We start from the raw sequence: 1,864 nt of genomic DNA on the forward strand, positions 1-1,864 counted from the left end.
CAGCATCGCCCGGTAGCCGGTGATGATCCCCGCCTTCTCCAGCCGCCGCATCCGCGCCAGCGTCGGCGTCTTGGACAGCCCGATCCGGCGGGCCAGTTCGGCCACCGGGATGCGCCCCTCCCCAGCCAGAATGTCCAGAATCGCGCGGTCGTGGCGGTCCAGCGGCATGGGATCATCCGGCATCATCTTGCCCCCATTTTCAGACGGATCACCTGTCGTAATGACCAAACCGGGACGAACGGACCATACCGACCACGCTATACTGTCCCATCGACAGGGAAAACGCCATTACCGACCAGATCGCCGCCCTGCGCGCCCGAAGGCCCGGTGCTGAAACGCCTGCTGGCCGAGACCGGGCTGGATGCCGCGGCCCGCGCCCGGATCGGGACCGCCGCCGCCGATCTGGTTCGCGACATCCGCGCCCATGACCGGCCCGGCCTGATGGCGGTGTTCCTCGCCGAATACGGCCTGTCGACCGAAGAGGGCGTCGCGCTCATGTGCCTGGCCGAGGCGCTGTTGCGCGTCCCCGATGCCGAGACGATGGACACCCTGATCGAGGACAAGATCGCCCCCTCCGACTGGGGCCGGCACCTTGGCAAATCCGCCTCGCCGCTGGTCAATGCCTCGACCTGGACCCTGATGCTGACCGGCCGGGTGCTCGACGACCCCCAGCCCGGCCTTGCCGCCACGCTGAAAGGCGCCGTCCGGCGGCTGGGCGAGCCGGTGATCCGCGCCGCGGTCGGCCGCGCCATGCGCGAGATGGGCCGCCAGTTCGTCCTTGGCGAAACCATCGGGGCCGCCATGGACCGCGCCGCCGGGATGGAGGCCAAGGGCTACACCTGTTCCTACGACATGCTGGGCGAGGCCGCCCGCACCGAGGCCGACGCCACCCGCTATCCGGACGCCTATGCGCAGGCCATCGCCCGGATCGCCACGGCCGCCACCAGCGCCGACATCCGCGCCAATCCCGGCATCTCGATCAAGCTCTCGGCGCTGCACCCGCGCCATGAATTTGCCCAGCACGACCGGGTAATGGCCGAGCTTGCCCCGCGCCTGCTGCAGCTTGCGCTGCTGGCCCGCGAGGCCGGGATCGGGCTGAACATCGACGCCGAAGAGGCCGACCGGCTGACCCTCTCGCTTGACGTGATCGCCGCCGTGCTGGCCGACCCGCGCCTTGCCGGATGGGACGGGTTCGGCGTGGTAGTGCAGGCTTGCGGCCCGCGCGCAGGGCTGGTGCTGGACTGGCTCCATGCGCTGGCCTGTCGCCTTGACCGCCGCCTGATGGTGCGGCTGGTCAAGGGCGCCTACTGGGACAGCGAGATCAAGCGCGCGCAGGTGATGGGCGTGGACGGCTTCCCGGTCTTCACCCGCAAGGCCGCGACCGATGTGAGCTACCTCGCCAATGCGCGCAGGTTGCTGGGGATGACCGACCGGATCTATCCCCAATTCGCCACGCATAACGCCCACACCGTCGCCGCGATCCTCGACATGGGCGCGGACCGGACCGCCTATGAGTTCCAGCGCCTGCACGGCATGGGCGAGACGCTGCACGATCTGGTGATGGCCCGGCAGGACGGCGCGCGCTGCCGAATCTATGCCCCCGTCGGCGCGCATCGCGACCTGCTGGCCTATCTGGTCCGCCGCCTGCTTGAGAACGGCGCGAACAGTTCCTTCGTCAACCGCATCGTGGACGAGACCGTGACGCCCGAAGCCGTCGCCGCCGACCCGCTGGCCGAGATCGAGGCGCATCTCGACGCCCCCGAACATCCCGCGATTGCCCGTGCGCCTGCGCTGTTCGGCCCCGAACGCCGCAATTCCCGCGGCTGGGTTCTCGCCCATGCCCTCGATCTCGGCCAGCGGGTCG

Annotated in this window: 2 protein-coding genes; one reads left to right on the forward strand and one right to left on the reverse strand. The window is 69.8% G+C overall.

The features are described from left to right. A partial coding sequence (locus ENN83_RS09245) for an Lrp/AsnC family transcriptional regulator (RefSeq protein ID WP_287186173.1) occupies positions 1–183 on the reverse strand: 183 nt, incomplete at its 3' end. A gap of 144 nt (positions 184–327) precedes the next feature. Here ENN83_RS09245 and ENN83_RS09250 point away from each other — a divergent pair. After that, on the forward strand, positions 328–1,864 hold a 1,537-nt coding region (locus ENN83_RS09250; RefSeq protein ID WP_414707646.1), incomplete at its 3' end, for a proline dehydrogenase family protein.

The organism is Rhodovulum sp. (genome assembly GCF_011048875.1).
Classification (GTDB): Bacteria; Pseudomonadota; Alphaproteobacteria; order Rhodobacterales; family Rhodobacteraceae; genus Rhodovulum; species Rhodovulum tesquicola.